The organism is Pedococcus dokdonensis, assembly GCF_900104525.1.
GTDB lineage: Bacteria > Actinomycetota > Actinomycetes > Actinomycetales > Dermatophilaceae > Pedococcus > Pedococcus dokdonensis.
Map to the genome: position 1 here is coordinate 3,356,824 of NZ_LT629711.1, position 25,281 is coordinate 3,382,104.

30 protein-coding genes are annotated in these 25,281 nt (G+C 69.7%); 16 read left to right on the top strand and 14 right to left on the bottom strand.

From position 1 onward, the window contains the following. Positions 1-106: 106 nt before the first annotated feature. The 3 genes from BLQ34_RS15800 to BLQ34_RS15810 form a co-directional block, all read right to left on the bottom strand. Complete coding sequence (locus tag BLQ34_RS15800) at positions 107-667, bottom strand: copper resistance CopC family protein (protein WP_157693102.1); 561 nt, start codon at positions 665-667, stop codon at positions 107-109. A gap of 32 nt (positions 668-699) precedes the next feature. Then, the gene (locus tag BLQ34_RS15805) at positions 700-1,323 is read right to left on the bottom strand and encodes a DUF305 domain-containing protein (protein ID WP_091787628.1); all 624 of its coding nucleotides are present in this window, start codon (positions 1,321-1,323) and stop codon (positions 700-702) included. A 152-nt stretch (positions 1,324-1,475) separates the two neighbouring features. Beyond that, entirely contained in the window at positions 1,476-2,120 is a 645-nt protein-coding gene (locus BLQ34_RS15810; RefSeq protein WP_091787632.1) for a DUF3105 domain-containing protein, read from the bottom strand. A 231-nt stretch (positions 2,121-2,351) separates the two neighbouring features. Here BLQ34_RS15810 and BLQ34_RS15815 point away from each other — a divergent pair, with 231 nt between their 5' ends. From BLQ34_RS15815 to BLQ34_RS15825, 3 genes are all read left to right on the top strand, one after another. Further along, positions 2,352-3,092: a response regulator transcription factor gene (locus BLQ34_RS15815; protein ID WP_231961318.1), complete on the top strand. Its 741-nt coding sequence runs from the start codon at positions 2,352-2,354 to the stop codon at positions 3,090-3,092. Between the two features lie 50 nt (positions 3,093-3,142). Beyond that, positions 3,143-4,222: a sensor histidine kinase gene (locus tag BLQ34_RS15820; RefSeq protein ID WP_331712511.1), complete on the top strand. Its 1,080-nt coding sequence runs from the start codon at positions 3,143-3,145 to the stop codon at positions 4,220-4,222. Positions 4,223-4,591: 369 nt separating this feature from the next. Next, positions 4,592-5,353: a ZIP family metal transporter gene (locus tag BLQ34_RS15825; protein WP_091787641.1), complete on the top strand. Its 762-nt coding sequence runs from the start codon at positions 4,592-4,594 to the stop codon at positions 5,351-5,353. Positions 5,354-5,604: 251 nt separating this feature from the next. Here the strand turns inward: BLQ34_RS15825 and BLQ34_RS15830 are convergent, their stop codons facing one another. Genes BLQ34_RS15830 through BLQ34_RS15840 form a run of 3 tightly spaced genes read right to left on the bottom strand, consistent with a single transcriptional unit; the run spans position 5,605 to position 7,429 of the window. After that, a complete protein-coding gene (locus BLQ34_RS15830) occupies positions 5,605-6,042 on the bottom strand; it encodes an arsenate reductase ArsC (protein WP_091787644.1) in 438 nt (145 codons plus the stop codon). Between the two features lie 23 nt (positions 6,043-6,065). Further along, on the bottom strand, positions 6,066-6,683 hold the full coding sequence (locus tag BLQ34_RS15835) for an arsenate reductase ArsC (protein WP_091787646.1): 618 nt from the start codon (positions 6,681-6,683) through the stop codon (positions 6,066-6,068). Beyond that, positions 6,680-7,429: an aquaporin gene (locus BLQ34_RS15840; protein WP_091787649.1), complete on the bottom strand. Its 750-nt coding sequence runs from the start codon at positions 7,427-7,429 to the stop codon at positions 6,680-6,682. Before BLQ34_RS15840 ends, BLQ34_RS15835 begins: the two co-directional genes overlap by 4 nt. A 9-nt stretch (positions 7,430-7,438) precedes the next feature. Here BLQ34_RS15840 and BLQ34_RS15845 point away from each other — a divergent pair, with 9 nt between their 5' ends. Together BLQ34_RS15845 and BLQ34_RS15850 are read left to right on the top strand one after the other, a co-directional pair. Continuing rightward, on the top strand, positions 7,439-8,155 hold the full coding sequence (locus BLQ34_RS15845) for an arsenate reductase/protein-tyrosine-phosphatase family protein (protein ID WP_331712512.1): 717 nt from the start codon (positions 7,439-7,441) through the stop codon (positions 8,153-8,155). Positions 8,156-8,433: 278 nt separating this feature from the next. Then, on the top strand, positions 8,434-9,300 hold the full coding sequence (locus BLQ34_RS15850; protein ID WP_157693103.1) for a tyrosine-type recombinase/integrase: 867 nt from the start codon (positions 8,434-8,436) through the stop codon (positions 9,298-9,300). Between the two features lie 612 nt (positions 9,301-9,912). Here the strand turns inward: BLQ34_RS15850 and BLQ34_RS15855 are convergent. The 4 genes from BLQ34_RS15855 to BLQ34_RS15870 all read right to left on the bottom strand — a co-directional run bounded on the left by BLQ34_RS15855 (position 9,913) and on the right by BLQ34_RS15870 (position 12,891). Continuing rightward, positions 9,913-10,725, bottom strand: a complete 813-nt coding sequence (locus BLQ34_RS15855; protein WP_091787658.1) for a sulfite exporter TauE/SafE family protein — start codon at positions 10,723-10,725, stop codon at positions 9,913-9,915. Between the two features lie 162 nt (positions 10,726-10,887). After that, entirely contained in the window at positions 10,888-11,067 is a 180-nt protein-coding gene (locus BLQ34_RS15860; RefSeq protein ID WP_091787661.1) for a hypothetical protein, read from the bottom strand. 46 nt (positions 11,068-11,113) lie between these two features. Further along, a complete protein-coding gene (locus tag BLQ34_RS15865; protein WP_091787664.1) occupies positions 11,114-12,523 on the bottom strand; it encodes an MBL fold metallo-hydrolase in 1,410 nt (469 codons plus the stop codon). A gap of 47 nt (positions 12,524-12,570) precedes the next feature. Continuing rightward, positions 12,571-12,891: a rhodanese-like domain-containing protein gene (locus BLQ34_RS15870; protein WP_091787667.1), complete on the bottom strand. Its 321-nt coding sequence runs from the start codon at positions 12,889-12,891 to the stop codon at positions 12,571-12,573. 211 nt (positions 12,892-13,102) lie between these two features. Here BLQ34_RS15870 and trxA point away from each other — a divergent pair, with 211 nt between their 5' ends. The 3 genes from trxA (at position 13,103) to BLQ34_RS15885 (ending at position 14,233) form a co-directional block, all read left to right on the top strand. Continuing rightward, a complete protein-coding gene (gene trxA / locus BLQ34_RS15875; RefSeq protein WP_091787670.1) occupies positions 13,103-13,471 on the top strand; it encodes a thioredoxin in 369 nt (122 codons plus the stop codon). A 69-nt stretch (positions 13,472-13,540) separates the two neighbouring features. Then, the gene (locus BLQ34_RS15880) at positions 13,541-13,933 is read left to right on the top strand and encodes a DUF302 domain-containing protein (RefSeq protein WP_091787673.1); all 393 of its coding nucleotides are present in this window, start codon (positions 13,541-13,543) and stop codon (positions 13,931-13,933) included. 33 nt (positions 13,934-13,966) lie between these two features. Next, positions 13,967-14,233 (top strand): metal-sensitive transcriptional regulator, encoded by a 267-nt coding sequence (locus BLQ34_RS15885; RefSeq protein ID WP_056920565.1) that lies wholly within the window; start codon positions 13,967-13,969, stop codon positions 14,231-14,233. Positions 14,234-14,563: 330 nt separating this feature from the next. On the opposite strand, the gene BLQ34_RS15890 is transcribed toward BLQ34_RS15885, so the two are convergent. The 3 genes from BLQ34_RS15890 to BLQ34_RS15900 form a co-directional block, all read right to left on the bottom strand. Next, positions 14,564-16,957 carry a heavy metal translocating P-type ATPase gene (locus tag BLQ34_RS15890; RefSeq protein WP_091787676.1) on the bottom strand — a complete coding sequence of 798 codons (2,394 nt, stop codon included), beginning with the start codon at positions 16,955-16,957 and terminating at the stop codon, positions 14,564-14,566. 73 nt (positions 16,958-17,030) lie between these two features. After that, positions 17,031-18,239 carry a sensor histidine kinase gene (locus BLQ34_RS15895; protein ID WP_091787679.1) on the bottom strand — a complete coding sequence of 403 codons (1,209 nt, stop codon included), beginning with the start codon at positions 18,237-18,239 and terminating at the stop codon, positions 17,031-17,033. Then, positions 18,236-18,973, bottom strand: coding sequence for a response regulator transcription factor (locus tag BLQ34_RS15900; protein WP_091787681.1), 738 nt, complete (start codon positions 18,971-18,973; stop codon positions 18,236-18,238). The genes BLQ34_RS15895 and BLQ34_RS15900 overlap by 4 nt, the downstream gene beginning before the upstream one ends. 137 nt (positions 18,974-19,110) lie before the next feature. On the opposite strand from BLQ34_RS15900, the gene BLQ34_RS15905 reads away from it, so the two are divergent. The 3 genes from BLQ34_RS15905 to BLQ34_RS15915 all read left to right on the top strand — a co-directional run bounded on the left by BLQ34_RS15905 (position 19,111) and on the right by BLQ34_RS15915 (position 21,843). Further along, entirely contained in the window at positions 19,111-19,413 is a 303-nt protein-coding gene (locus tag BLQ34_RS15905; RefSeq protein WP_231961319.1) for an SHOCT domain-containing protein, read from the top strand. After that, entirely contained in the window at positions 19,410-21,002 is a 1,593-nt protein-coding gene (locus BLQ34_RS15910; protein ID WP_091787684.1) for a multicopper oxidase family protein, read from the top strand. The genes BLQ34_RS15905 and BLQ34_RS15910 overlap by 4 nt, the downstream gene beginning before the upstream one ends. Positions 21,003-21,222: 220 nt before the next feature. Continuing rightward, positions 21,223-21,843, top strand: a complete 621-nt coding sequence (locus tag BLQ34_RS15915; RefSeq protein WP_172829416.1) for a DUF305 domain-containing protein — start codon at positions 21,223-21,225, stop codon at positions 21,841-21,843. Between the two features lie 55 nt (positions 21,844-21,898). Here the strand turns inward: BLQ34_RS15915 and BLQ34_RS15920 are convergent, their stop codons facing one another. Continuing rightward, complete coding sequence (locus BLQ34_RS15920) at positions 21,899-22,300, bottom strand: ArsR/SmtB family transcription factor (RefSeq protein ID WP_197674722.1); 402 nt, start codon at positions 22,298-22,300, stop codon at positions 21,899-21,901. Between the two features lie 207 nt (positions 22,301-22,507). On the opposite strand from BLQ34_RS15920, the gene BLQ34_RS15925 reads away from it, so the two are divergent. The 5 genes from BLQ34_RS15925 to BLQ34_RS15945 all read left to right on the top strand — a co-directional run bounded on the left by BLQ34_RS15925 (position 22,508) and on the right by BLQ34_RS15945 (position 25,269). Then, positions 22,508-23,440, top strand: a complete 933-nt coding sequence (locus tag BLQ34_RS15925) for a cation diffusion facilitator family transporter (protein ID WP_231961320.1) — start codon at positions 22,508-22,510, stop codon at positions 23,438-23,440. Between the two features lie 20 nt (positions 23,441-23,460). Continuing rightward, on the top strand, positions 23,461-23,784 hold the full coding sequence (locus tag BLQ34_RS15930; RefSeq protein ID WP_231961321.1) for an ArsR/SmtB family transcription factor: 324 nt from the start codon (positions 23,461-23,463) through the stop codon (positions 23,782-23,784). Then, entirely contained in the window at positions 23,781-24,263 is a 483-nt protein-coding gene (locus BLQ34_RS15935) for an SRPBCC family protein (RefSeq protein ID WP_091787694.1), read from the top strand. Before BLQ34_RS15930 ends, BLQ34_RS15935 begins: the two co-directional genes overlap by 4 nt. Next, on the top strand, positions 24,263-24,763 hold the full coding sequence (locus tag BLQ34_RS15940) for an SRPBCC family protein (protein ID WP_091787697.1): 501 nt from the start codon (positions 24,263-24,265) through the stop codon (positions 24,761-24,763). Before BLQ34_RS15935 ends, BLQ34_RS15940 begins: the two co-directional genes overlap by 1 nt. A 215-nt stretch (positions 24,764-24,978) precedes the next feature. Continuing rightward, complete coding sequence (locus BLQ34_RS15945) at positions 24,979-25,269, top strand: hypothetical protein (RefSeq protein ID WP_157693104.1); 291 nt, start codon at positions 24,979-24,981, stop codon at positions 25,267-25,269. Positions 25,270-25,281 lie beyond the last annotated feature (12 nt).

Here is a 25,281-nt window from a genome sequence, read left to right on the forward strand (position 1 = left end):
ACGAAGCCGGGGAGTAGGACGAGGACGGGCCCGATGCGTGGCGCCCGCCGGGCCTGATCGGCGGGTGTGGTGGAGGGCGGGCTTGGGGTAGGAATCGAGGGTGCCATCAGCCTCGATCCCTGGCCCAGTAGAGGGCGGCGGCCAGCAGCAGCATCGCTCCCACAATCCCTTCGACCCAGTAGATGAGGCGGCGCCGAGGCTGGAGCGGATCAGAGTCCTGGTGACCAGATGCCCGGGGCGATGTCGCCGTGGTCGTTGCCGCCGCGGGAGGTGTGGTGCTGCCGGACGCTGTCGGAGTAGGTGTTGGTGACCTGCCGGTCGAGGCAGCAGCCGGGCGAACGGTGAAGGCAATCGTTCCGGAGATCGGGTGACCATCGACGGAGACAACCCGGAACGCGAACTTCCAGGCGCCCGTAAGCCGGAGACCGTCCGGGACGCTGACACGGAGCGTCTCACCGTCAACCGTAACCGGCACCGCCCGGGGGGCGCCGCCGGCCACGGCCAAGGTTGCCTTGGAGAACTTCGGTTCGATGCGATCCGAGAACGTTGCCCGCACGGTCGACGGCGCACTGGTGACCACGGCATTCGCGCCGGGCGTGGACGAGGTGAGCTCGGAGTGCGCGGCCACCGGCGGCGTGAAGCTGAGCAGGGCCGCACCGGCCGTCACCGGAACCACCAAGAGTCGTGTCCGGAGCCGGCTCACGTGGACGCCCTGGACTGCAGCAGGGTCTCCATCTGCTCAATCTCGGCGGCCTGCGCCGACTTGATCGCCTGCGCCAGCGCGACGACCTCGGGGCGGTTCGTGCGCTCAAGGACTGCCTGCGCCATCTGCACCCCGCCACGGTGGTGCGCGATCATCAGCTGGAGGAACAGGCGCTCGGCCGCCACCCCGGAGGCGGCGTCCAGACGCTTGAGGTCGGCGGGGCTGGCCATGCCGGGCATGCTCGCGGACCCGATTGGGCTGGCCGAGTTGGTCCCTGACGTCGCCGACGTGCCGGTAGGCCCCATGCCGTTCATCTCGTGCCCGGCCGAGGACATCCACGCCATGGCGGGCTCCGACCCCGTCTGCGGCAGGTCCCACAGGGTCAGCCAACCGAACATCTGCCCGGACTGCTGCTGCTGGCTGGTGATGATGTCGTACGCGACCGTGCGAAGCGTCGGATCGGTGGTCTTGTCGCGAATGGTCAGCGCCATCTGCACGGCCTGCCCGTGGTGGGTCTGCATGTCCCGGGCGAAGCCAGCCTCCGGGCTGTTGTCGCCCGGGTGGGTGTTGCGGCCGGCGAGGCCGTAACCGAGCAGCCCAGCCGTGAACAGCGCCGCCATGGCGAGGACGACAGCAACGAGGACGACCTCGAGCCGTGCGCCGCGCCCGCGACGAGGATCGTCGACCTGGCTCGGAATCAGCGCCCCGGCATCCGTCCGGGACGCTGCACCGACTGCGAGGGCAGGAGCTGCGGTGTGCCGACGTGGGCGACTCACGAGCCCATGCCCGGCGCGGCGTCCGTCCCGTCGGTCCCACCAGTGCAGGGAGCTCCCGGCTCGGGAGCCTGCGAACCTTGGCGGAACTCACGGATGAACGCTGGCAGACGAGAGTCGTTGACCCCCGTCAATGGCAACTGTCGACCCCACGCGGAGACAACAACGGGCGCCTTCAAACCCTCAAACGGGGACAGCACCGCATACGTGTCCGGCATCGACTTGCTCAGCTCCGCAACCTCGGCCGCCGGCAGGTCGGGCTTGTAGGTGATCCACACCGCGCCGTGCTCCATTGAATGCACGGCGTTCTCGTTCGGGACCGGTTTGTCATACGTCGCGCAGTTCAGCCACGCGGGGGCGTGCTCACCACCCGCTGGCGGGGTCTGGGCATAGGTCACCGGTTTGTCGGTGTGGCCCGATTCCACCGTGTACGTGGCCACCTGCTTCAGGCTTGGCTTGTTCTGCTGCTCCCGGACGATGGAGAACGTCACGATGCCGGCCACGAGGACCAGCACGGTGGCGGTAGCACTCCAGATGGCGACGCTGCGCCGCCGCTCGGCCCGCAATTGCTTCTTGCGCAGCTGCGTCACCTTGTCTCGGGCGGAATCGCGGGCCTGCTTGCTCGCGCTGCCGGACGGCGACACGGGGAACTCCTTGCTGGTCGGAAACCGGTTGGACGGCGCGGCCGGAGCGCAGGGGTGTGCTCGGCCGCGCCTAGGACCGACCGGCTGAAGGGCCCGTGTGGCGGTCCTGTGTGCCACAGTCCGACATGACTGCCGTGAAACTGCCGAGAAACGATGAAGATCTGACGAAGATCCGCCGTGGGAAGGCGGAGCGCAGCCCCTTCCGAAGCACCCGGCAGTGACACTGGAGGCGTGAGCCTGACAGCCGTCCAGGGCCGAACCGGTCCAGAACCCGTCGCAAGAGTGCTCGTCGTCGACGACGAGCGTGCTCTCGCACGACTCATCGCCGGGTACTTGACGAAGGCTGGCATGGCTGCGCAGGTGTGCCACTCGGGCCCCGAGGCCGTCGAGGCCGCCAGGGAAGCGCAGCCGGACCTGATCATCCTTGACCTTGGCCTCCCTGGCATGGACGGCGTCGAAGTATGCCGGCGCGTGCGCACCTTCTCCGACTGCTACATCGTCATGTTGACCGCCCGTGACGACGAGATCGACAAGCTCGTAGGCCTGTCCGTGGGTGCAGACGACTACGTCACCAAACCATTCAGCCCCAGGGAGCTGATTGCCCGCGTCCAGGCCATGCTGCGCCGACCACGAGCCGGGCCAGTCGCACACACCGTCACGGAGGAACCGGCACGCGTGTTCGGCGACTTGGTGATCGACGCCGCTGGCCGCGAGGTACACGTCGCCGGGGCGCAGATCGAGCTCACACCAACAGAGTTCGACATCCTCGGTGTCCTCTCCGCACGGCCCAAGCTCGCGTTCAGCAGAGCCCAGCTCATCGAGGATGTCTGGGGTTCCGCCTGGAGTGGTGACGAACGGCTCGTCGACGTGCACGTCGGACACCTTCGTCGCAAGCTCGGGGACGACCCGACATCGCCACGGTACGTGCGCACCGTGCGCGGTGTGGGTTACCGGATGGGCAGCGGCGAATGAGGTCCCCGCTACCGATGCTGACTCGACGCGGACTGGTCACCAGGCTCCTGGTGACTCAGGCGATCGTGCTCGTGGCTGGGCTGGTCATCTGCTGGGGGGTCGCCATCCTTGTCGGCCCGCCGCTGTTCCACCAACACCTGCAGCAGGCTGGGCACACAACCCAGTCGCCCGAGCTCGACCACATCGAGGACGCGTTCGCGTCCGCGAACTTCATCGCCCTCGCGGTGGCTCTCGTTACCGCGCTCCTCATCGCACTGGCTGTCAGCGTCTACCTCACACGGCGCATCCAAGGCCCCCTCACCGCACTGGCTCAGGCCGCGGGCGACGTGGCCCAGGGTCGACACGTGCACGTGTCCGCATCCGGCATCGGTGCCGAATTCGACCAGCTGGCGGTCGCGTTCAACCAGATGGCCGACCGCCTCGACAGCGTGGAGGACACCCGCCGCCGTCTCCTGTCCGATCTTGCGCACGAGATGCGTACCCCCGTCACCACGATCGAGGGGTACCTGGAGGGTCTGGAGGATGGGGTCGTGGAGTGGGACGAGGACACCGCGTCCGTGATGCGCGAACAAGCAAGCCGCCTCATCCGCCTCATTGAGGACATCGACGACGTCTCCCGCGCCGAAGAGGGTCGAATGCAATTGGAGCTGCACGACGCTGCGGTGTCAGACCTCATCTGGAACGCGGGCGCCACCTTCCGGGACCGGTACGCCCGCAAGGGGGTGAACCTGCTCGCCGACCCGCGTAGGGGGGCTGGGTATGTCGTCAGCGTGGACGCGCAGCGCATGGCGCAGGTCCTGTCCAACCTGCTCGCAAACGCATTGCGGCACACCACTCCCGGCGGCACCGTCCAGCTGAGCGCGCAGGTCGCCACGGATACGGTCACGCTCACCGTGCAGGACACCGGCGAAGGCATCCCGGCGGACGCGCTGCCCCACCTGTTCGAGCGGTTCTACCGGGGCGACACCGCCAGGGACCGCGATCACGGCGGCGCCGGCATCGGACTGACTATCAGCAGGGCCATCACCGAAGCCCACGGAGGACGGCTCGTTGCTCATAGCGACGGCCCTGACATGGGGGCCGAGTTCTCGGTCGTCCTGCCCGCCCGGCCTGAAGGCCGCAGGGAATGAGGGCTTCCGACAACAGCCCACCCCAGCGTGCTGAAGATCCCGTCGCAAAGCCTGCGCCGCTGCGCCGGTCCCGCCGAGGCCGTGCCCTGCCGGCGTTGGCACTCGCCATCCTTGGTCTAGTAATTGTGCTCGCGTTGCGGGGAGCTCTGAGCGCCACCACCCTGCTCTTTCCCGCGGTGCTTTTCGCTGCCGCGGCATGGGTGGCACACTTTCTGAGCCAGGAGCGGCGGTGAGCGCGCCGGCGATGGCGCGCGCCAGTTCCTGCCACACGACGAAAGGCAACCGGCCGCGCATACCCACGTGCTGGCTCAAAGGGCGGCCGAAGCACGGGCAGCCACAAGCGCCGCCGGACCAAGCAAGGAGAGGCTCATGAACGCCGTGGGGCAGGCCGCCATACTTGTCGCGTTCCCGGTTAGCGCAGCCGTCGCTGGGTCCGTCACCGCGGTGTTGCGCCGCCCCGGGCCGCGCCTGTCCAGCGGCATCCAGCACTTCGCGGCCGGGGTCGTCATGGCTGCCCTCGTCGGAGAGGTCCTGCCAGGGCTCCGGGAGGAGGGGAACCTGCCCTGGGCGGTGGTCGGGTTCGCCTCGGGTGTCGCCGTCCTGCTCGCCCTGAGCGCATACAGCCGCAACCGCGAGAAGGCTCTGGAATCGCACCAGGCCGCGTTGGGTGCAGCCGCACGGACCACCGCGGCAGCCGTGCCTCTGGCATTGCTGGCCACCGTGGCGATCGACCTGCTCCTGGACGGGGTGCTGGTTGGGCTGGGAGCAACCCTCGGTGCAACTCAGGGCCTCATCCTCACGATCGCGCTGACCATCGAGATCCTGTTCCTGGGCCTGTCCTTGGCCGCGGAACTCGTGGACTCAGGTCTGAGCAGGACCCGGGCAGCGGTCACCTGCTCCGCGGTCGGGCTGTCGACAGCTGTCGGGGCCATTGGCGGGGCTGCCCTGCTCAGCGACGCGACCAGACCGGTGCTGGCGGCCGTCCTGGCATTTGGCGCCGCGGCGCTGCTTTACCTCGCCGTTGAGGAGCTCCTCGTCGAGGCCCACGAGGAACAGGAGACGACTCTGCTCGCCGCTATGTTCTTCCTCGGCTTCCTCGTCATCTACGTCCTCGGCGAAATCGCTCAGTGACGAATGCCCTGGCTGTCCGCCCTCCTTACGACCCTCACTGTCCGCGTGCCGAGCTGACCTCGCAGACCTGCTTCCCGAGGCGGGCGGAGCGACTGCGCGCCTGCAGCAAGGGAATCGAAAAGGCCTGGACGAACGAGCAGCTGCAGCTTTCCCTGGTGTTCAGGTCCCGCCTTGTGCGGCGCCGGTCCCGCCGCCAATGATCAACTAGCTCGCCGAGACCATCTCCCGGCGTCCGCTCACGTTACGTCACGTCACGTCCGGCGCGGGAGGGGCTCGACCTGGAGCTCCTTGAGGAGGGTCAGGACTCGCTCTTTGATTTCGTCGCGGATCGGTCGGACCGAGTCCACGCCCTGCCCGGCCGGGTCTTCGAGAGTCCAGTCCTCGTACCGCTTGCCTGGGTAGATGGGGCAGGTGTCGCCGCAGCCCATCGTGATGACGACGTCGGAGGCCTGGACGGCTTCGTTGGTCAGGATCTTGGGCTTCTCGGCGGAGATGTCGACGCCCTCTTCGAGCATGGCCTCGCGGACGGCGGGGTTGATCGACTCGGCGGGGGCGGAACCGGCGGAGCGGACCTCGACGGCGCCACCGGACAGGTGGTGGGTGTAGGCGGCGGCCATCTGGGACCGTCCGGCGTTGTGGACGCAGACGTACAAGACGGACGGGCGGCTGGTGGCCTGGTCGGTGCTCATGGTGGCTTCCTGGGGTGGAGGGGTCAGTTGAGAATGTCGCGCAGCAATGCGGTGACGCGGGCCTGGATGTCGTCTCGGATGTCACGGACGACCTCGATGGGCCGCCCGGCGGGGTCGGCGACGTTCCAGTCCTCGTACCGCTTGCCGGGGAAGATCGGGCAGGCGTCGCCGCAGCCCATGGTGATGATGACGTCCGCTGCGCCGATGACGTTGTCGGACAAGGGCTTGGGGTAAGCCGTGGTCAGGGCGATACCGCGTTCGGCGAGGACCTCGACGACGAGCGGGTTGATGCTCCCGGCCGGGGCGGACCCGGCGGACCGGACGTGGACCCGGTGGGCGGACAGGTGCTCGGCGAGAGCGGCGGCCATCTGCGACCGTCCGGCGTTCTGGACGCACACGAACAGCAGTTCTGGGACGGCCTTGGCTACGCGCCCTTCGGCCTGGGCGGCCGCCGTGAGCTGTTCCTTGGCGTGCCTGGCCACCAGGATCGGCAGGAACGTCTGCACCGTCGAGACCGGTTCGAGGAGGTGGCGCGCATCGGCCACGGCTCCGGCCACACTCTCGCGGGAGAACACTCCGTCGTACGAGTAGGCGAGGTCGTCGACAATGGCGGAGTACGGGTCGGTGGCGTGAAGTGTCACGGGGTACTCCTGGGCGTGGAGTGGGCGGGGTGGGGGACAACCACGTCGTCGGCGGTGGCGCTGATGTCCGGGTAGAGGCCGAGCGTGACGACGATCCCGACGGCGAGGCCGACGAGCTGGGCGGCGATGAACGCGACGGCGGAGCCGGGGGCGATCCCGGCGAACGTGTCGGAGAAGATGCGTCCGATGGTGACAGCGGGGTTGGCGAACGAGGTGGAGCTGGTGAACCAGTACGCGGCCCCGATGTAAGCCCCAACGGCGGGGGCCGCGATTGCGCCGCGGCCGGAGCGGACCAGGGCGAAGATCAGCGCGAGCAGGAAGGTGGTGGCGACCACCTCGGCGAGCAGGCGCCCACCGGTGGCACGGTCCTTGGTGGAGATCGACGTGCCGACGTCGAACATCGCGTTGGCCAGCACCGACCCGCCGATCGAGCCGAGGACCTGCGCAACCGTGTACGCGCCCACGTCCGGCAGGGTCAAGCCGTGCCCCGTGCGACGACCGAGGAACCAGTCGGCCAACGACACGACCGGGTTGAAGTGGGCACCGGAGACGGGACCGAACAGGAGGATCAGGACGGTGAGCCCGAGCACGGTCGCGATGCTGTTCTCCAGCAGCTGCAGCCCGACGTCCTCCGGGGACAGTTGCTGGGCGGCGATGCCTGACCCGACCACAACGGCGACAAGCAGGGCGGTCCCGAGGAACTCGGCGAGGAGACGGCGGGGCAGCGGCGGTGCGGGAGTGCTCACCCGACCATGTTGACGCGGGAGAACGTCTCAGTCAAACTTGAGGCAATGAACATTGAGCGAACTGCCGAGTTGGAGTCGCGAGCGAAGGTCCACGGGGCCTTGGCGGAGGTGACGCGCCTGCAGATCGTCGACCTGCTCACCGTGGGCGATGCGTCAGCATCCGAGGTCGGCGCCGAGCTGGACGTGCCGTCGAACCTGCTGGCCCACCACCTCAAGGTCCTCGAGCAGGCCGACCTGGTGACCCGTCGCCGCTCCGAGGGCGACGGGCGCCGCTGGTACCTCTCGCTGGGCCCTGCCGCCGACCCGAACCTGACTGGCGGATCGGTGCTGGGTTCGGCCTCACGCGTGGTGTTCGTGTGCTCCGCGAACACCGCCCGCTCCCACCTGGCCGCCGCGCTCTGGCGCCGAGCCAGCCCCATCGCCGCGATTTCCGCTGGGACCCACCCGGGTGAACGCATCCATCCCGGTGCGGTGAAGACCGCCGGCCGCCACCGCCTCCCGGTGCCGGACGTCGCCCCGCAGCTGCTCGACGCGGTCGCGCGCGACGGGGACCTGGTCATCACCGTGTGCGACCGCGCGCACGAGGAGCTCGGCGGCCTTGGCTGGGTGCACTGGTCGGTCCTGGACCCGGTTCCGCACGGCACGGAGGCCGCATTCGACGCCGCCTACGACGACCTCGCGACACGGGTAGCCGCGCTGGCCCCGCGGCTCGCACAAGCGTCCTGACCCCTGTCAGGCCGGAGGCCCGAACCTCCAGGGTGGTTCGGGCCTCACCGCTTGGGTCGGGATCAGGCAGGGCAGCACACCGGCTGCGGTGCACAGACCACGCTCGAGGCGGGTGCGGGCTTTGCCAGCAGGCGAAGCCTCTCGCCGACCCGGGCCCCTGCGGCCTGCGCCTGGGTCAGTCCGCGGCGGGGACGGGCCGCACGAGCCTGCATGACGAGCCGGCGCTGCTCAGCCTCCCGGAGCAGGTCCTCTCGGTGCGGGCGCTGGTGCGGGCCGCGATGACACGATGGACCGCCGCCGGCGCCACCCTGTCCGTGGTGGGCGGCCGGTTCCGGGTGCTCCGCTCGGCACTGTCCTGGGCCTGGGACGAACGCACCCTGCCCGAGCACCCACTGCGCGGGATGCGCAGCCCCGGCCGCGTCCCACCCCGACGCCCCCTGCCCGACCACGCCGTGCGGGCGCTGATCGCCACCGCCGAGACCGCCGTCCTGGAAGCCCACGCCAACCACCGCCCCGGCGACACCGGCTCCGCGGGCCGGCTGCGCCGCGCCGAGCAGGACCTGCTCCTGGTTCGGCTCGCCGCCGACACCGGCGCCCGCCGCGGCGAGCTGGCCGCCCTGCGCGTGGCCGACCTGGACGGCCGCGTCCTGACCATCGAACGCGCCCTGTCCGCCGGTCAGCTCACGACGCCCAAGTCCGGACGAAGCCGCGCGCTCACGGTCGGGTGCTCCACCGCACAGCTGTGGCACCACCTGGAACGGCAATGGTCGACGCGAGCCCGGCAACCGGTGGGTCCATGGCTGTTCAGCCCCGACCTGGCCCACCAACGCAGACTCGGCGCCGAAGTCCTCGGTCACCGCTTCGCGCTCGTGCGCGACGCCGCCGGAGTCCCTGACGCCACCCTGCACCGGCTGCGGCACTCCGTCGCGACCTTCCTGGTCGCTCGCGGCGAGATCCTCGCTGCACAGGCCCGGCTCGGGCACGCCGACGCCGCCACTACCCTGCGCGAATACGCCCACGCGCTCCCGCTGACCGACGGCGCCGTCGCCGATGCCATCGACCGGCACCTTCACCACCCAGAAGGCCCGGCGCGAGCAGCGTCCGAACAGGATGCCGGAGGGCAGGCAGCAACGCCCGAGCTGTGACCCCCAGACCTTGGCTCGGGCTCGTGATCCGCGCCCTTTCCTCGCCGTACACCACTGTGCTGGACTCAACTCGAGCCGGTGGCGTGCACACCTTCAGAGGGGCAGATCGCGGTCGTTCGAAACGTGGGCTGTCTGACGAAGGGATACGCAGTGCCTGACCTGCGGTGTTGCTGGTGGCCGTAGGCAGGGTCGAACCGCCGACCTTCCGCTTCTCAGACGTAGACGAACGCGCAGGTCAGCGGCCATTTCCGATCATCCGTGCACCAACTCGTGCAACATCTCACCTCTCAAGCCCGCATCCAGGAGGCGCGAACGCGTCGTCATCGTCGCCCTCCCGTTCGGCCGGCTACGCGGCGGCCGGGCGGCAGGTCCGACCGTCAGACCTGGTAACCGGGCTGGTACCGGTGCTCGTCGTCGCGGTCGACGACGGTGATGTCCCACTCCCGCGCCGGCAGCCTGCGCCGCAGCTTGTTCACGATCATCGTCCCGGCAGTACCGCCACCGAGAACCAGTAGTCGCCTCAAGCGTCTCACTCCTAGCTCCTGATCCAGCACTACTGACGCTAGAGAGAGGGCTTGGAAGTCACAGGACACAACGTCCCCCGTCCTGACGTCAGCGCAAGGAGGCGATGCTGTTGGCTGCGATGTACACCGCCACGGCGACCAACAGGACGGCGAATGCCTGGGTGAGGTGGCGGGGTTCGACGCGGGTGGTGATGCGGCCGCCGAACAGGCTGCCGGCGATGGCGGCTGCGGTGAACCCGGCGATGAGGCGCCAGTCGAGGTGGGTGCCACCGGTGGTAATGCGGGCGGTCAGGGCTGTGGCGCTGTTGACGGCGATGACCAGCAGCGAGGTGCCGACGGCTACGGGCATCGGGAACGACAGGGCGAGCACGAGGGCGGGGACGAGGACGAAGCCGCCGCCGACTCCGAAGAACCCGGTGAGCAGGCCCACGGCAGTGGCGGTGACGACGACCTTGGCCAGGCGGGGGCAGGCGCAGGTGATGGGGTGGAAGGTGAGGATGGGCTCGACGGTGGGGTCCTCGAGGTCGCTGCTCGACTGCGGGTTGCGTAGGGAACGGCGGATCATGAGGGTGGCGACGACGAGCATGAGGCCGGCGAACGCGGTCAGCAGCACCTGCGGGTCCACGTGTGAGGCGAGTGCGGACCCGGCGAACGACCCCGCGGTCCCCAGAGCTCCGAACGTCAGACCCTGAACGAACCGGACGCGTCCGGCGCGGGCGTGCGGGACCAGGGCGATGAGGGACGTGGCTCCGACGATGAGCAGGGAGCTGGTGGTGGCCGACCGTGGGTCTTGGTCGAGCAGGTACACCAGGGCGGGGACGGTGAGGATGGAGCCGCCACCGCCGAGGGCGCCGAGGGCGAGGCCGATGAGCACTCCGAGGGGCAGGACCAGGGGCGACACGGTGGGTGTTCTCTCCTAGGTTTCGTGGGCCTGTCGGGGACCGGCGCAGGGGCGCCGGCCCCCGACGGGTTGACCAGGACGCGGTACGGGGGGTGTGCGTCCCGGTCTGGGCGCCGCCGCCATGGGGGATGAGGGCGACGCCCGGTCTTGGGTGGGTACCGGTCAGTTCCTGCCGAACAGGCGGCTCAGGAATGACCCACCGCCGGCGGCGGCCTGCTCCTGGGCGCTGTGGCCGGGGCAGCGGTCGGAGCGGGGCACGCTGGCCATGACCTGGTCGACGTGCTGGCCGCAGCCGGCCCAGGTGGTCTTGCCGCAGACCTTGCAGGTGGCGGGACGGCACATGGTGGTTCTCCTTCGAGGGATGGGGTCGTACGCGGGTGAAAGAGGGTCAGGCCGCTGCGGTGATGGGCAGGCCGGAGCTGGCGGCGTTCTCGTCGAAGCTGTCGTCGACTGCCACCACGGGGATGCCGCGGGCGGCCAGGACCGAGGCGGCGATGGAGGCGCGGTAGCCGCCGGCGCAGTGCACCCAGACCTCACCGGCAGGGACTTCGTCGACGCGGGCGAGCAGCTCGTGCAGGGGGATGTTGAAGGCGCCGTCGATGTGCCCGGTGTCGAACTCCGACGCGCGGCGGACGTCCAGGACGGTGACCCGGCGGTGGTGGCGGACCTGGGCGAGGTCGCCGAACACGGCCCGCTCGAAGGCGCCGAGTTCGTCGTCGGTCCACTGGTGCGGGGTGCCGGTGGCGGCGCCGGCGAGGTGGTCGATGCCGATGCGAACGAGCTCACGCTGGGCCTCGGCCACTTGGTCGGGGCTGTCCCCGAGCAGGGTCAGCGGGGTGCCACACGGGATGAGCCAGCCGAGGTAGGTGGCGAACTGGCCGTCGAGGCCGAAGTTGAGGGTGCCGGTGACGTGCCCGGCTGCGTACGCGGTGCGGGTGCGCAGGTCGACGACCCATTCACCGGCCGCGATGCGCGCGGCGAGGGTGTCCTTGTCCGCTTCCTCGGGGGTGGCGAGGTCTGGGGCGACAGGCCCGGCACTGTTGGCGGGGGCCATGTGCGCGTAGTAGGCGGGGTAGGCGTCGAGGCCAGCGAGGGTGTTCGCGACCCAGCGCTCCTCGTCCTGGGTGAGGGCCGGGTTCTGGCGCTTCTCCGCCCCGATCGTGGAGGCGGTCGTGTCGCCAGTCGAGCCGGCGGAGCAGAACGACCCGAAGCCATGGGTGGGCAGGACGTGGGTGTGCTCGGGGAGCTCGTCCGCGAGGCGGTGGGCCGACGCGAACTGGTGGTGGACCAGGTCGTTCGTGTGGTCATGCCCCAGCAGGTCCGGGCGGCCGGTAGCCCCGAACAGCAGGGACCCGCCGGTGAACACGCCGACCGGCTCGAACTCGTCGCCCGCCTGCTCGGCCGACTCGAGGGCGTAGGACAGGTGCGTGTAGGTGTGGCCGGGAGTCGCGATGGCGCGGACCCGCATCGTTGCGGACACGTCGATGACGTCGCCATCGCTGATGGGCGAACGGTCGTAGGACACCTCGTCGGCGGCGTTGACGTGGTAGCGGGCGCCGGTGGCCTGGGCGAGGGCGAGGCCACCGGTGACGTAGTCGTTGTGGATGTGGGTCTCGAACACGTCGGTGATGCGCACGCCGGCGTCCGAGGCCAGGGCCAGGACGCGGTCGATGTCGCGCTGCGGGTCGATGACCACGCCGACCTGACCGTCATGGGCCAGGTAGGAACGGTCACCTAGGGTGGGGGTGTCGATGGGGACGATGACCGGGGTGCTCACGGTCGTGGTGGCGGTGCTCATGGGTGTCCTTCCGGGACTGGTCTGGGTGCGTTGCTGGCCGGGCAGGGTCAGGCGGTCGGGCGCTGTCCGGTGACGACGGGGCGGCCCGTGCTGGCCCAGGCGGACGTGCCGCCGGCGACCGAGACGGCATCGAAGCCGGCGCGGACGAGGTAGTCGGTCATGGCGCCGGATCGGTTGCCGCTGGCGCAGATGACGTACACGGTCTGGTCCCGGGCGAGCTCGCTGGTGCGCGAGGGCAGCTGTCCCATCGGCATCAGCACGGCACCGGGGACGTGGCCACCGACGTACTCGCCGGGCTCCCGGACGTCGATGACGGCAGCACCGTCGGCGTGGGCCGCGGCGAACGCTTCGAGGCTGACCTCGGACATCTGACGGCTCTCCTTCACGGGGACTCCGATACCCAGTGGGGTATCCGATGAGGCCAAGAGTAGTACCCCCCGGGGCATTCCCGTCAAATCGCGAAGCGGGCATGTGACGTACCCCACGGGGTATCCCTCCGGGCATTGGGAATGGAGCAGACTGGCCGGGCGCTGCATACCCCAGCAGGTATCCTCACCTCAGCAGACCAAGGAGAACCCCATGAGCACCACGACCCTGACCGGGCAGAACTTCGAGTCCACCATCACCGGCGGCGGCATCGTAATGGTCGACTTCTGGGCGTCCTGGTGCGGCCCGTGCCGCCAGTTCGCCCCGGTCTTCGAGGCAGCCTCGATCCAGCACGAGGACATCGTGTTCGGCAAGGTCGACACCGAGGCCGAGCAGGCCCTCGCCGCTGCTGCGAAGATCACGTCCATCCCCACCCTGATGGCGTTCCGCGACGGCATCCTGGTGTTCTCCGAGCCCGGCGCCCTGCCCGCAGCCGGCCTGGAGCAGGTCATCGACGGCGTGCGCGCCCTGGACATGGACGCCATCCGCACCCAGCTCGCCCAGCAGACCCAGCCCGCGTGACTGGCTGCCGCCAGCACCCGCACGGCTCCGCCAAGCGCCACCGTCAGCACTGACCAAGGAGACTCACCCGTGAGCTACGCCCTGAGCGCCACCGTCGACCAGCCGTTCGGACCTACCCTCGAGGCCGCGAGGTCAGCCCTGGCCGACCAGGGCTTCGGCGTCCTGACCGAGATCGACCTCGCGGCCACACTCAAGGCCAAGCTCGACGTCGACATCCCCGCCCAGGTCATCCTCGGCGCCTGCCGACCGCCTTTGGCGTACGCCGCGGTCCAGGCCGAGCCGTCCATCGGGCTGCTACTGCCGTGCAACGTGGTCGTCCGCGCCATCGATGACACCACCACCCTCGTCGAGGCCATGGACCCCAAGGTCATGGTCACCATGACCCGCAACGAGAACCTCATCGACGTCGCCGCCGACGCCCGCGAACGACTCACGGCCGCCCTCACCGCCCTCACCGCCTGACCCCGCCACCACCTCCCCGCAAGGAGCACCACCATGGTCACCCTCAACACCGACGACATGACCCCCGTCATCAACCGCCTGCGCCGCGCCCAGGGCCAGCTCGGCGGCGTCATCCGCCTCATCGAGGAAGGCCGCGACTGCCGCGACGTCGTCACCCAGCTCGCCGCCGTCAACCGAGCCCTGGACCGGGCCGGCTTCGCCATCGTCTCCTCCGGCATGCGTGAGTGCATGTCCTCACCCGACGGCATCAACGCGGAGGACCAGGCCACGATGGAGAAGCTCTTCCTCACCCTCGCCTGAGATGCCTACACCCGCCGCGCCCTCGACACTCGGCGCGGGCCACGCCGTCACGCCCACCCTCAGCCGACGCGCCAACCTGCCGCGGTTTCGTCAACGCCCTCGTCGGCGGCAACGCGGACGAGAGCGCACCGTGCTCCCGCTGCTTGCTGCAGACGAGTTCGTCGTCCTCGCTGACACATTCAAACCCGGCCGTCGCCGCTCTCACCGCAGCGTGAGGCGCCGGTCGGTCACCTTCGGATGAGGTCAGCTGCTCCGCCTGGCAGACGCGTTGAACGCTGACCGGGCGAGGGCTCACGGCCTCACCAGTCCCTACGACAACGCGGATACCGCCTACAGGCGACGACTCCGTAGCCGCAGCGCGTTGCTGATGACGCTGACCGATGACAGTGCCATCGCTGCGGCGGCGATCATCGGTGAGAGCAGCAGCCCGAACGCCGGGTACAGGACACCCGCTGCCAGGGGGATTCCGGCAGCGTTGTAGACGAAGGCGAACACGAGGTTCTGGCGGATGTTGCCCATGGTGGCCTTGGACAGGGCGCGGGCTGCGACGATGCCGTTGAGGTCGCCGCGCAGGAGGGTGACGCCGGCGCTCTCGATGGCCACGTCGGTCCCGGTGCTCATGGCGATGCCGACATCGGCCGCGGAGAGGGCGGGTGCGTCGTTGACGCCGTCGCCGGCCATGGCCACGACCTTGCCCTCGGCGCGGAGTCTGGTGACGACGTCGGCTTTGTGGTCGGGCATGACTTCGGCCTCGACCCGGTCGATGCCCAAGGTGCGTGCGACGGCCTGGGCGGTCCTGGTGTTGTCGCCGGTGAGCATGACGACCTCGAGGCCGTCCCGGCGCAGGGCGTTCAGGGCTGATGCGGTGGTGTCCTTGACGGGGTCGGCGATGGCCAGGACCGCGGCCAAGCTTCCGTCGACGGCGACGTAGACGGCGCTGGCGCCGTCGGTGCGCAACCGGTCCGCCTCCCCGTCCAGAGCGCTCGTGGGGACGTTCTCGGCAGTCAGGAACGAGGCGGTGCCGACCAGGACCCGTCGCCCGTCGACGGTTCCGAGGACTCCCTTGCCGGTGGGGGCGTCGAAGTGTGTCACCTCCGGGACGGTCAGGTCGGCGTCGGTGGCGGCGGCGACGATGGCTGCCCCGAGTGGGTGCTGGGAGGGTCGTTCGACTGCGGCCGCCAGGCGCAGCACGTCGCTCTTGTCGAACCCGGCCGCAGGCGTGATGTGGGTCAGGGATGGCCGTCCCTGGGTGAGGGTGCCGGTCTTGTCGACGACGAGGGTGTCGACCTTCTCGAGCAGCTCGAGCGCCTCGGCGTTCTTGATGAGCACGCCCAACGACGCACCTCGTCCCACTCCCACCATGATGGACACCGGTGTCGCCAGGCCGAGGGCACAGGGGCAGGCGATGATGAGCACACTGACGGCGATCACGAGGGCGTGCGCGAGACGGGGGTCAGGGCCGAGCGTGGCCCAGATGATGAACGCGACGATCGCCGCCAAGATGACGGCAGGCACGAACAGGGCTGAGACCCGGTCGGCGAGGCGCTGGATGGGTGCCCGGGAGCGTTGCGCGTCGGCGACCATCTGCACGATGCGGGCCAGCATCGTGTCGGCGCCCACCTTGCCGGCGCGCACGACCAGGGAACCGGTCTGGTTGACGGTGCCACCGATGACCGGGTCGCCTGCCGCCTTGGTGACGGGCATGGACTCGCCGGTCACCATGGACTCGTCCAGGGTGGAGGACCCGTCGTGGACCTGTCCGTCGACGGGGACGGACTCCCCGGGACGGACGCGCAGCAGGTCGCCGACGACGACCCTCTCCAGCGGCACGTCGGTCTCGGTCCCGGAGTCGTCGAGTCGGCGGGCGGTCTTCGGGGTCAGGTCGAGCAGCGCCCGGATGGCGCCCGAGGTGCTCTCTCGTGCGCGCAACTCGAGGACCTGGCCGAGCAGGACGAGGGCGGTGATGACGGCGGCCGCTTCGAAGTAGACCGCGACCCCGCCGTCCATGCGGAACGACTCCGGGAACACCCCGGGCGCCACGGTGGCGACCACGCTGAACAACCACGCGACGCCGGTGCCCATCGCGATGAGGGTGAACATGTTCAGCTTCATCGTGCGCACCGAGGTCCAGCCCCGGGCGAAGAACGGGGCACCTGCCCACAGCACGACCGGTGTCGCGAATGCCAGCTGGACCCAGTTCGACGCCGTCGCGGAGACGGCATCGTGCAGGGCTGGGACCAGGTCGCGGCCCATGCCCAGGATGAGGACCGGGATGCTCAGCGCGGTTGCGAGCTTGAACCGGCGGGTCATGTCGGCCAGCTCGGGGTTGGGGCCACTGTCGGCGGTGACGGTTACCGGTTCGAGAGCCATGCCGCAGATAGGGCACGTGCCGGGCCCGGGCCGGCGGATCTCGGGGTGCATCGGGCACGTCCACTCGGCCGCCGCCACGCCACCACCGGAGTCGCCAGCGGCGGCGGCGTGAGCGGTGTGGTCGGCGTGGTGTAGGTGCGCCTCGGGTCCGGCGACCAGGTATGCGCTGGGGTCGGTGTCGAACTTCGCTTTGCACCCGGGCGAGCAGAAGTGGTGGGTGCCCCCGTCGAGGTCGGTGCGGTGCTCGCTGGTGGCGGGGTCGACGTCCATGCCGCAGACGGGGTCCTTCACCGACGACACCCGCAGATCCCCCGGCAGGTCGGAGTGGTTCGCGTGGTCGGGGGTCGTGTCCATATCCACCACGATACCCCTAGGGGTATGATGTCAAGGGGTGAAGGTCCTTGTGCGGGGCCCGCCGCACGGCGGGTCAGGGGTGGTGGTGCCCGGATTCGGGGAGGGTGGCGGTGAAGGTGGCGCCGCATCCGGGTCCGTTGCTGGTGGCGACGAGGGTGCCGCCGTGGGCGTCGATGATGGCGCGGCTGATGGTCAGTCCGATGCCGCTGCCGCCGCGGTGCTGGCGGGACGGGTCGGCGCGGTAGAACCGTTCGAAAATGTGCGGCAGGTCGGCTTCGCTGATGCCGTCGCCGGTGTCGGTGACGACGAGCTCGACCGTGTGGTCGTGACCGCGGCGGGCGCTGAGGGTGACTGCTCCTGGGGCGCTGGTGTGGTGCAGGGCGTTGTCGAGCAGGTTCGTCAGGACCTGGCTGATGCGGTCGGGGTCGACGTCGATGGTGGCGGGGGTGTTGACCTCGGTCCGCAGGGAGACACCAGCGGTGGAGTAGGCGTCCGCGGCAGCAGAGGCGGCGCCGCGCAGGAGGTCGGCCGCTGCCGTGGGTGTCCGTCGCAGGTCCAGGCGTCCTTCCTCAGCGCGGCTGACGGTGGTGATGTCGTTGGCCAAGCGGTGCAGGCGCCGGCTGTTGCCGCGCAGGACGGCCATCGTGGCTGCGTCGGTGGTGCGGACCCCGTCCTCGATGGCCTCGAGGTGGGCGTCGATGCTGGCCAGGGGGGTGCGCATCTCGTGGGCGAGGTCGGCCAGCAGCCGGGTGCGGGTCTGTTCGACGTGCCCGAGGCGGGTGGCGAGCTCGTTCACGGTGTCGGCGAGGTGGTCGAACTCCAGACCGAGGCCGACGGTCGGCACGCGGGTGTCGTAGTGGCCGTGGCTGATGCGGGTGGTGGACGCGGCGACGGCAGCGGTGGAGGTGCGCAGGCGTCGGCTGAACCACCACGTGACGACCAGGGCGATGAGGACGGCGGCGACCAGGCCGGTGGACAGCGCCACGACGAGCGAGTCACGGAAACCGCGCTCGATGTGGTCGAGCTCGGCCGGGGTGTGGGTGCCGCCGGCCTCGATCATGTGCTGGTGGAAGATGCCGGGGCCGATGGCGATGGCGACGAGCCATGCTGTGCCTGCCCCGGCGACCAGGAGCAGCCCCTGGGCGAGCAGCAGGCGCGTCGACAGCCCCGCGGGACGCCGCCGTTCCCGCCCTGACGACGAAGGTGCCGGCGTTCGTGACGACGGCGTTGAGCGCGCTGATTCGGGCGAGGGCGGGGGCGTCGGCTGCGCCGGGGTGGTCATGCGCCGGTCCCCATCCGGTACCCGATGCCGCGAACGGTGCGGATGAACCGGGACGTGGTGGCGTCGTCACCGAGCTTGCGACGCAGGTGGAGCACGTGGACGTCGACGAGGTGCTCGTCACCGACCCATCCCGACCCCCACACGTCCTCGATGAGCTGTCGTCGGCTGAACGCCATCTGCGGCCTGGCTGACAGGGCAGCGAGGAGGTCGAACTCGGTGCGGGTCAAGGGAACCGGCTCGGTACCAATCCAAACGTCGCGGCCGAGTGGGTCGATGGACAGGTCGCCGAAGGTGCGCAGCTGCGGCGCGGCATTCCCGTGTCCGCCGATGGGCCGGGGGCGGCGCAGCATGGCGCGCAACCTCGCGACGAGCTCTCGGGGGCTGAACGGTTTGGTCATGTAGTCGTCGGCCCCGACGGACAACCCGACGAGGGTGTCGACCTCGTCGGTGCGGGCGGTGAGCATGATGACGTACGCGTCGGAGAAGGTGCGCAGCTGCCGGCACACCTCCAGCCCGTCCTGCCCGGGTAGCCCGAGGTCGAGGACGACGACGTCGGGGTCGAGCTCTCGGGCGACGTCGACCGCGTCGAGGCCGTTGCCGCAGGTGCGGACCTCGAACCCGTCGCGGTCCAGGTAGCTGGCGATGACGTCGGCCATCGGGGTGTCGTCCTCGACGACCAGAGCGCGCAGCCCGCGTACTTCGCTGGCTGGTTGGGCGGCGTCGGAGGTGCTCATGGCGACATCGTCGCAGGCCATCGCGCGCGGCCGAGCTGCCAAGAGCCCTACCGGGTGCTTCTTCAGTGAACCTTCATCGTTGCGCGACCGGGGGTGTGGTGGGGCCGTCGCACGCTGGGAGGACACACAACGAGAAGATGAAGAGGGTGGTCCTGATGATGGGTGGCTACGACACCGGCTGGGGCAGCTGGGTGGTCATGTCGGTGATGATGGTCGTGCTGTGGGTCCTGGTGGCTGTGGCCATCGTGGCCGTGATCCGCTGGCCGTGGGGTGCGCGTGACCGCACGATGGTCGCTGGGACCGACAACGGTTCGGCGCCCCCGGTCGGGCACGAGGTGTCCCCGGCGGCGCGGGCCCTGCTCGAGCAGCGGTTCGCCGCAGGTGACATCGACGAGCCCGAGTACCGGGCCCGGCTTGCCGCCCTGATGAGCCGGGCATGAGCCGATCGAGCACGCGACACTGGTTCGACCCCGCCTACACCGTCCCGCCGTCCGTGTCCCTGGCGCGACGGGCAGTTCTGGCGGGGGGCGCCGGGCTGGCCGGGTTGGGAGTCCTTGCGGCGTGCGGGGCCCCGCCGTCGCGGCTCGTCCGCCCGACCTCCCCCGTGGTGGGGGCAGTCGACCGTGCCCGTCGGCACACCGGACGGACTGTGACCTCCCGACTGGTTGCGGCGCCGGGACGGGTCGACCTGGGCGGACCTGTGGTCGACACATGGTCGTTCGGGTCGGTGCCGGGCCCCACGATCCGTGCCCGAGCAGGTGACCGCCTGGTCGTCGACCTGAGCAACGGCCTTCCGGCGCCCACGACGGTGCACTGGCACGGGATTGCGCTGCGAAACGACATGGACGGCGTCCCCGACATGACGCAGGCCTCGGTCGCCCCGAACACCTCGTTCCGGTACGACTTCACCGTCCCCGACCCGGGCACGTACTTCTTCCACCCGCACGTGGGGGTCCAGCTCGACAGGGGCCTCTACGGAGTCCTGGTGGTGGACGACCCGGCCGAACCCGGCGCGTACGACCAGGAGTGGGTCGTGGTCCTGGACGACTGGGTCGACGGCACCGGACAAACCCCCGACCAGGTCCTGGCCTCGCTGAAGTCCGCCACGGGGTCCGGTATGGGCGGCATGGGCGGGATGGGTGGCATGGGGATGGGTGGAGGTGGCATGGGTGGTGAGTCGATGAGGTCACCGTTGCTGGGTGGCGCCGGCGATGTCGCCTACCCGTACTACCTGGTCAACGGCCGCGTGCCAGCGGCGCCGGTGACACTGACCGGTCGTCCCGGGCAGCGGGTCCGGGTACGCCTGGTGAACGCCGCATCGGACACCGCTTTCCGTGTTGCGGTCGGCGGGCACCAGCTGAGCCTGACCCACGCCGACGGGTTCCCCGTGGTGCCCGTGACCGGTGACGCGGTCCTGCTCGGCATGGGTGAACGCGTCGACGTCATGCTCACCCTGGGCGACGGTGCGTTCCCGCTCGTGGCGTCGGCGGAGGGCAAGCAAGGCCAGGGTCTGGCAGTGGTGCGTACCGCTGCCGGGCAGGTTCCGTCCCCTGCGGCGCGACCGGTCGAGCTCGACGGGCGCGTCCTGACCGTGGCCGACCTCAGTCCAGGTGCGTCAGCGATACTCCCGGCCCGCCGTGTGGACCGCACCCACGACCTGGTCCTCGGGGGCTCCATGGGCGGGATGGGTGGCGGCATGGGCGGGTCCTCGGCTGGCTACGTGTGGACCATCAACGGGCGCACCTTTGACCGGCAACGGCCGCTGGACGTGCGCCAGGGCGAGCGAGTCAGGCTGCGGCTGAAGAATGCGACGATGATGTTCCACCCGATGCACGTGCACGGCCACACGTTCGCTGTCGTCGACGCCTCCGGCCGCCCCGGAGTGCGCAAGGACACGGTCATTGTGGCCCCGATGCGTACGGTCACCGTTGATCTCGACGCAACGAACCCGGGCCAGTGGATGACGCACTGCCACAACGCCTACCACGGTGAGGCCGGGATGATGACGACGCTTTCGTACCGGACCTGACGCCCCCACCCGGACAACGGCAGCCGGAGGTCGAGTGGCCCGACCACAGGGGGAGGGCGCCGCGGACCTGGTCCTACTGGTTCTTCATCGAACCTTCATCGGATACCGACCAGACCCTCAGGGGACGAACCGGACAGTGGTGGGTGTGGGTGCCGGGCTCGCGAGTCCCCCCTTCCGGCCCGGCACCCGCGTCCCGCCCCCAACGCAAGGAGTCCACGCCGTGCGCACCACCGCTCGTGCCCTGTCCGTCACCGCTGTCCTGGCGGGCGCCGTCGCCCTCAGCGCCTGCGGCGGGGCAGACACCGATCACAACGGCATGACCGGGATGAACGGAATGGGAACCGCCAGCTCGAGCGCGACGTCCACGGCCAAGGTTGACCCAGCCGACGTGATGTTCGCGCAGACGATGGTGCCGCACCACCAGCAGGCCGTGCAGATGGCCGACCTGGCCCTGACCCGGGCCTCCTCCGCCGACGTCAAGGCTCTCGCCACGAAGATCAAGGCTGCCCAGGACCCCGAGATCGCCACCATGACCGGATGGCTGGGCACGTGGGGCGCACCCACCGGCTCCGCGGACATGAACGGTGTGGCCGGCATGAACCACGGAAGTGACGGCATGATGAGCCAGGCCGACATGACCAAGCTGAGCCAGGCGTCCGGTGCCCAGTTCGACCGGATGTGGCTGACGATGATGGTCGCCCACCACCAGGGGGCTCTCACCATGGCCAACGACGTCCTGGCCACCACGAAAGACACGCAGGTTCGGACCCTGGCGCAGAGCATCATCGACGGTCAGACGAAGGAAATCGCCGCGATGAAGGGGCTGCTCTCGGCGAGCTGAACGTCAGCGTCCGCCTCGCAGGGTTCGTGACGTGATTTCGCCCGGTCAGTGTTCCTCAGCGGGGTGATGGGGCGGCGTCAGACGTGGGCGGGGCGCCAGCACGAAGGGCATGCCGGTGCGTGCCCTCCGAGCCGAGGTCGGAATCGGTGTGCTCCGCATGGGACAGCGCTTCAGCCAACAAGGCGTGCACATGGGTGTTGGCGGCCGTGTAGTAAATGAACGTCCCTTCCCGGCGTCCCCGGACCAAGCCAGCCAGTCGCAGCTTGGCCAGGTGCTGACTCACCGACGTCGGCGTGACCCCGGCCAGTTCGGCCAGGCAGGTCACCGATGACTCGCCCTGCATCAGCGCCCAGAGCAGCTTGATCCGTGTCGGGTCGGCCAGCATCCGGAAGGTCTCCGCCGCCAGCTGGGCTTGGTCGTCGTGCGGCATGGACAGGGTGGGGAGTTCGTCGTGCACACAGCAGACCCTACCGCCTGCGTACCTTCACACACACGCAGGTATGCTCAACTCATGCCCGCGCCGCCGAACGTGCCGAACCAGCCCCACGAGTCACGGGTTGTCGATGGCCTGCACGGCCACGAGCATGCGCACGAGGGCGAGCCAGTGCGTGACCACGACCATGACCACGACCACCAGCACGGGTGGCTGGGTCGGGTTCGCCACGTGTTCACCCCGCACTCCCACGATGCGGCGGACTCCGTCGATGACGCCCTGGAGTCCAGCGCCCGCGGAATCCGCGCCGTCAAGGTCAGCCTTGTCGGGTTGGCCCTCACCGCAGTCCTCCAGCTGCTGGTTTTCCTCGCGTCAGGGTCGGTCGCTCTGTTGGCCGACACCATCCACAACTTCTCCGACGCGTTCACCGCCATCCCGCTGTGGGTGGCGTTCTGGCTCGGTCGGCGTCCACCGACCCGCAGGTACACCTACGGGTTCGGGCGCGCCGAGGACCTTGCCGGCCTCTTCGTCATCCTGATGATTGCCGCCTCCGCAGTCCTGGCTGGCTGGGAGGCCGTCCGCCGGCTGCTTGAACCGGCACCGGTACACAACCTCGGCTGGGTGGCCCTCGCCGGGTTCGTCGGCTTCCTCGGCAACGAAGCCGTGGCCGCGTACCGGATCCGCGAGGGCAACGCCATCGGCTCGGCAGCTCTCGTTGCAGACGGCCACCATGCGCGCACCGACGGCCTGACCTCCCTGGCGGTCCTGGGCGGGGCAGGAGGTGTAGCCGTCGGCTGGAACTGGGCAGACCCGTTGGTGGGCCTGCTCATCACCGTCGCCATCGTCATGGTGCTCCGCACTGCGGCGCGCGAGGTGTTCCGGCGCCTGATGGACGGCGTGGAACCGGACAAGGTCGAAGCCGCGGAGAACGCCTTGGCGTCGATGCCGCACGTGGTGGGCGTGCGTGACCTGCGGATGCGGTGGGTCGGTCACGAGCTACTGGCAGACGTCACCCTCGACGTAGAGACGGGCGTGAGCGCCGCGGCCGCCCATGACCTGGCGCACGAGGCGCAGCAACACATGTTCGCCGCCGTTCCTCGCCTGCGACGAGCAGTCGTCCACGCGTACCCGGCAGCGGTCGAGGGTGGGCAACTCGATCGGTAAGTGATAACTTACGGTTCGTGGTGGCTAACCAACAGGTGGATGGGCTCAGCGCCCTCGGGGACCCCACGCGACGCGCCATCTTCGAGTGCCTGGCCGAACGGCCCCGCGCCGTGGGTGAGCTGGCTGATGTCCTGCCCGTGAGCCGGCCCGCGGTGTCCCAGCACCTGAAGGTGCTCAAGGCCGCCCGCCTGGTCACCGAGCAGGCCGAAGGCACTCGCCGCATCTACCGGCTCAACCCCGAGGGTGTGGCCGCGATGCGCGACCAGCTCGACACCTTCTGGAATCGGGCCCTGACCGGGTACGTACAGAACACCAACGAACCGACACCGAGGGAGCAGTCATGACCCAGACCGCCGCGCCGGTGGTGCGCAAGGAAGTGGTGGTGAACGTCCCGGTTGAGCGGGCGTTCGCCCTGTTCACCGACGGGTTCGGCGACTTCAAGCCGGCCGAGCACAACCTGCTGGCAGTGCCCATCGCGGCGACCGTGTTCGAGCCGCGCGTCGGAGGTCACATCATCGACCGCGGCACGGACGGGTCCGAGTGCCGGTGGGCACGAATCCTCACCTACGACCCGCCGAGCCGGGTCGTGTTCAGCTGGGACATCGGCCCGACCTGGCAGGTCGAGACCGACCCGGCGAACACCAGCGAAGTCGATGTCCAGTTCACGCCGTTGAGCGGCGGTCAGACACGTGTCGTGCTCGAGCACCGCCACATCTACCGGCACGGACCCGGCTGGGAAGCGGTCCATGAAGGCATCGACGGCGACCAGGGCTGGCCGCTGTACCTGGACCGGTACGCCGCCATCACCAACGGGGCGTCCTGATGGCACCGGTCGCCGTGACCATGGACGTCAACCGCGCCGCTGCGGACGTGTTCGCCTACGCCACCGACCCCACCCGGTTCCACGAGTGGCAGAACGGCGTCGTCGACGGCCACATGGAGGCCACCGGCGCCCCCAAGGTCGGAGACCGATGCCTGACGTCGCGCCGCATCGGCGGCGCCGTCCGGTCCTCCACCTCCACAGTCACCCACATCGAGCCGCCGCACCGGTGGGGAGTGCACGGCATCGACGGCCCCATCCGAGCCATCGTCGACGTCACCGTCGAACCGCTCGACGATGCCCGTTCCCGCTTGACCATCGCCGTCGACTTCGAGGGCCACGGCATCGGCAAGCTGCTCGTCCCACTCATGGTGCGCCGCCAAGCGGCCAAAGAGATGCCCGCCAACCTGACCGCGTTGAAGCAACACCTCGAGGAGCCGGGGCGCTCTGAGCCGCAGCGTCCGGACGGACGTCACGCTGGACCAGAGGCGGGTCCCTCCTGAGCTGACGCGGGGTCGCTTCCGGTGAGTACCTGAGCGGATGTGGTGCGCACTGGGACACGTCAGGGTTGGGCATGCACACAGCAGGTTCGTCGGAGGCGCCCGGCCAGGGTGCCGTCGGTCCAACTTGTGCGTCCACTGGTGTAGACACTGGCTGGCGTCCGTTGATCCGGTGGCGCGGCTGGCGCCCGGCCCGGTGGACCGCCATCGTCGTCGGGATGCTGGTCACGTGGGTCGTCACGTTCGTCGTCTCCGCGTACCAGACCCTCATGCACGCGGGCGTGTGCAACGAACCCGCACAGGCTGCTGACCTCGGCGAAGCTCAACGGTCACTCGTGCTGCTCGCTGCCCTGGTCGCCATCCCGTGGGCTGTCACCCTGTGGCGAACCCGGTACCGGCTCCGCGTGGGACTGTTTGCATTGCCCGCGCTGGCACCGGTGACCGTGTGGGCAGTGCAGGCGCTGCAGGCAAGCCCGGCCGACTATGTCCTGAGCTGGTGCCTGTACTGAGCGAACGGCCTG